Origin of the sequence: Paraburkholderia piptadeniae (assembly GCF_900007165.1) — a bacterium.
Taxonomy (GTDB): domain Bacteria; phylum Pseudomonadota; class Gammaproteobacteria; order Burkholderiales; family Burkholderiaceae; genus Paraburkholderia; species Paraburkholderia piptadeniae.
In genome coordinates, this window is record NZ_CYGY02000196.1 from 1 (window position 1) to 4,554 (window position 4,554).

The 4,554-nt window shown below is 59.6% G+C and carries 4 protein-coding genes; 2 read left to right on the plus strand and 2 right to left on the minus strand.

Annotated features, from left to right (window positions below; all coding sequences use genetic code 11):
- Positions 1 to 213 precede the first annotated feature (213 nt).
- Positions 214 to 1,881, minus strand: a complete 1,668-nt coding sequence (locus BN2476_RS44330; RefSeq protein ID WP_235851260.1) for a hypothetical protein — start codon at positions 1,879 to 1,881, stop codon at positions 214 to 216.
- Between BN2476_RS44330 and BN2476_RS49190 the strand changes: the two genes are divergently transcribed.
- On the plus strand, positions 1,880 to 2,317 hold the full coding sequence (locus BN2476_RS49190; protein WP_235851261.1) for a hypothetical protein: 438 nt from the start codon (positions 1,880 to 1,882) through the stop codon (positions 2,315 to 2,317). The genes BN2476_RS44330 and BN2476_RS49190 overlap by 2 nt on opposite strands.
- A 799-nt stretch (positions 2,318 to 3,116) precedes the next feature.
- Positions 3,117 to 4,142 carry a hypothetical protein gene (locus BN2476_RS44335; RefSeq protein ID WP_087740414.1) on the plus strand — a complete coding sequence of 342 codons (1,026 nt, stop codon included), beginning with the start codon at positions 3,117 to 3,119 and terminating at the stop codon, positions 4,140 to 4,142.
- Positions 4,143 to 4,361: 219 nt separating this feature from the next.
- Here the strand turns inward: BN2476_RS44335 and BN2476_RS47875 are convergent.
- Positions 4,362 to 4,554 (minus strand): hypothetical protein (locus tag BN2476_RS47875; protein WP_218274615.1); only part of this gene is annotated, 193 nt, incomplete at its 5' end.

Genomic DNA, 4,554 nt, shown 5'->3' on the forward strand with positions numbered 1-4,554 from the left:
GAGAGGCCGAATTATGCGGGGGCCCATAGGGCCTGTCAAGAACTTATTTCGTGTCGCATTAAAAAACTGCGACACCACTTTCTTAGGCACACCGCACTCTCCTCACATTCGCAAAGTACAGAAGAAAAAACGCGCGGGACAACCGCGCGTTTTTCACATGTACTGCCGATAGCGCAAGCGGCCGAAGCGGGCCGCCTGCACACACGACATAAATCAGGAGCCGACGTAACCCGGCGGCGGATTCACGTTGCTCTTAGCGACACTCGCATTGTTCGACACCACATAGACAGGTGCTTCCGTAAGATTCAGCTTTAACGTGCCGTCCGTGTAGTTCATGGTCATCGGGTTGCCCATCATGTCGATCACTTTGACCGTACCGTTCGTACCCGGCGCATCCACGACGAGGTTGTACGCGACGCTATACGTCGAACTGAAACCCGCACTCGCATTCCAGACGTTATTGTTGTGCGTCCACAAGGCGGTGATTACCGAACCATTGCTGACCTGTTGGAACGAGTACGCATAGACACCCGATGGCGTGTTCTTCACGGGACCGAGTGTGTTGGTGCCGTCGAGCACGCGCGTCATCGCGCTCATCACCATAGCAGCCGGCTTCGGACTGATGTTCGTCGCACCAAACGAGCCTTGAGCATTCGACAGATCGAAGAACGTGCCGTATCCCACTTCATCTGGATAGTCCGCGCCGTAGAACACGTACGAAACGTCCGCGCCTTCGCCGAGCAGAATGATGTGCGTGCGCGCCACCACTGCGCCCTGCGCGAACAGAACGTTACCCGTCGGATAGTTCGGGCCGTACGACGAGCCGAGGTCGTAGCTGATGCCGACTTCCGTCTGATACAGCTTCATGCCCGAGCGGTACTGGTTCAACATCGTCGTGCGCAGCGTACGAATCGAGTTGTTGAGTGCGTTCGCAGCCGTTGCCGGATCGGGATCGGTCGCGAGACGTTCAGGCGGATGTGAAGGAGAAGTGCCCGCATCGTAGTAGCCGTGCGTCGCGACACCGTCGATGTACTTGCCAAATCCAAGCGACGCAATACGTTGCAGCCGCTGGTTCGTGAGACTTGGAAACGCATCTGCCGGCCCCATGACGATTGCGTTCGGGTCGGTCGAGTGAATGCCCTGATAGACCGACTGGTACAGCGACACGAAATTGGCATCCGTGTCGGTCCAGAACTGATTTGGCTCCCACGTCACCTGATAGAAGTTCGCAGACTGCTTCGGGAAGTACCTCTGCCGGATCGTGTTCGATTCGGTGCCGACGCGGCTCATGTAGTTCTGCAGATACGACATGTCCTTCGGCAGCGTCATGAAGTCCTGGAACGCACCCGTCGTAGACGCCCAGCCCGGCACACCGTCGAGTCGGATGAGGCGCATCACATTACCCGTCGTATAGAACGAATCGAGGTTGCTTGCCGACGGATTGAAGGTATTCGGACCGTTCGGCTCCATCGTCGACATCTGACGGTCATCGATCGTCTGCGTGATGCCGAGGCCGGCAAGCACTGCTGCACTGTCGTTCTCACCCTGCATGCCGAAGCGGTGCTGCTCCTGCTTTGTATAAGCGACGGCGGGCACGACGCTCGACAGGTCGGGAACCACCCCAAACGTTGCAATGCCCGTGGGACGCGTGCCCGCTTGCGGCAGACCACCACCCGCCGTCTTCAGACTCGCGGACACTGCGAAATAACCCGCGAGTGTCGACTTGCATGTGAGTGTCGTTTGCGACGCGCCGCTCGGCACATCAAAGCTCCCGCTTGTCGCGACCCGGCCCGCCGTATCGGTAATCGCCCAGTTGAGGGTATCCGCATTGCCCGCGTTCGTCGTGAATGCGAGCGGAAAGTCCGCTCCCGACGCGAACATGCGCGTGCCGTCGCTGCCTGGTGTGTCCGCAGAAATCCGCGTGCCGCCCGCTGCTGCACCTGCCTTTACGGGCGAGGCGCAATTGATGCCACCCACGGTATTGCCGTTGGCCGTCGCATTGGCAGCGGACGCTCCCGGCTGCTGGGAAACGCTGTTCGTCGATGCACTCGTGGAGCCCGTGCTTGTGGAAGATGCGCTCGTGGAAGCCGCGTCGTTGCTGCCGCCACCACCGCCACCGCAGCCGGAGAGAAGGATTGCTATTGAAGAGGAAACAAGAAGGGAATTGAGTTTCATGAAGTGCGAATGGGCAATCGAAATCCGTCCGAAAACGCCTGGCAAAAATGCCCGGATGCGGACGCTGGATTTCGAGGTTGGCTTTCCTGCACGCCGAGTCGTTCTTACTTCGCCGACTACAGGTGCGACGCGGTGCCGGTAATTTTCGAGCGACGCATTTCCTGCATGCCCGCCGTTTCTTTCCGCGCGAGTGAGGCCGTGCTCAACCGATTGCAACCAGATGTAACTGCAAGATGGAATCCGGCTATTGCGGCCGTCAGTGTTATGAACGCGGATACCGCATAGCATTTAAGCTAGAACATCCGTCCACCGTGCGATTCAAGCGTCACACAAAATTATCGTGACACTGGATTCCATTTTGCCAGGCCGAATGCTACCGAATGGAAGCGCTTACGTCTGCCGAAACGGGGTAACACTTTGTAACGTATGAAGATTTATAGGTCCAATTTACGGATGTGCACCAATGGAGTGATAAGGGACGTATTAACGCGGGCCTTCGCCATGACGGCGATGCGGTTAAATTTACCCAACACTTTCAGGCATCTACGACCTAGGGTCGCTATTGGCGCAAAAGCACTAGCGGATTTATCGCCATTTATTTTTGATTTTTTAAATCACTGACGTCACCCCTGCACTTCATTTCTCTGGGATTTTCCATTCGCCGACTTAGCCGTTTTAATCTTCATATCTATTCCGCAGTAGAAAGCCGCGCAATTCATCTCGACCCCTGCAAGAATTCATTCCTTCACGCACGAACAACATTTTTTTGAAACCAATAGTGGAGTTTCATTGACCTATTGATCAAGCTGACACATATTGCTCATAGACCATTGCGATCACGCGAGATGTATCGCACCGTGACCTGGCCACGTCCTGCACACAATGGTTGCCAACGAGAAGAATGTGCGATGCCGTCTGCAATGCCGGCATGGGAGTCCACCATGGACACGATTCGCAAGCGTCCCGCGGCGCCGCATGAGCAATGCGACAAGACGCCGGAGACGAACCTTGTGGTGCAGCGCGACCTTCCTGCGCGCCCACTCGATCTGCTATTTCCCCTCGACGCTTCAGCGCCCGACATTCCCCCACCGCCGTCACCCGACGGGGCGCGCGCCCTGCAGTCCACGCCTTCGCCACTCGTCCGGCGTGTCGTGCCGAGACCACGCCGCCTCGCGGCCCCTGCGTCCGTGGGAACGCCGGACTGGAGCCTGAGCGCTGGCGCAGCCGCTGTGCTGCTCGGCTTTGCGATCGCGTTCGGGACATACGTTACGTTGACGCAACGCGACGCCATGCAAAGCCGTTTGCGCCGCATCGTGAGCCAGAATGAACTGCGAGCGGCTTCGCATCACGATCGCCCGACGATCGGAGAACGCACACAGGAACTCGCGCGCGCCTTGCGCGAGCAGATCGAGGCGTTGCGCAGTCTCGATGTCGCGGACGCTACCGCGATTGCAGGCACCGCAGCCATCCCGCCCGCCGATGCGCATAGCAGCACGCTCGCGAGCAGCGCGCCGAGCCTGCCATCCCGATCGACGCCGCCCGTCGCCGACAAGGCATCCGCGAGCCAGCTCGCCGCGAAGCCGCTTGCACCTCCGTTGCCTCAACCTGCGCCGCGCGCGCATCAGGCCGCAAGCACCGAGCCAACGCGCGCGCGCGTCGTGACAACAACACCGCACGATCAGAAGGTGACTGCGAAGCCCGCTAATCCCGAGTGCGGCGCGCGCTCGCCGTGCGTCCAGTCAACGGCGGAAAGCTCGCGCAAGCCCGTCAAGACGACGGCCGCGGCGCCGCAGCAGGACGTCAAGGCACATACTGCCGCTGTGCGAAACGTCGCGGCAAAAGCGCCCGCCGCACCTGCGCCGCGCGTAGCGCCTCCCACCGTGGAGGCTTTTGTGCAGCCCGATAGTGGCCCCGCGGCGCCTCCCGTCAGCGTCGCCGAAAACAGACAGCTCTATCGCCAGCACTAGAACATGTCGGGCGCGGCCACTCATTGGCGCGGTCCACAAACAATTGCACTCATCTGGCGGAAATAGACGAAGCGATGTCGTCCCATCCCGCGCCGACGTCCTTACCATGGAAAGATTGGCCGCGCCGCGAAGCAGAAGAGCGCGCCATGCCATCGTGCGAGGGCGCTCATCCGGGAGCGAGGAGAATGGTATGCATCGATTGCATTCAGTATCGCGAGATCATGCGCGCCGCCGTTCACCGCAACCGCCCTGCACGCTCACCTGCGTTGGCAAGACCACTGCCGCACTGACACTCGCGCTCCTCTTCACCGCGTGCGGCAATGGCTCGTCGAATGGCGACAGCACGAACAGCTCCAGCGCAACCGGCAGTTCGGGATCCGGCTCAGGCTCCGGAAGAGGTGGCTCCGCTTGT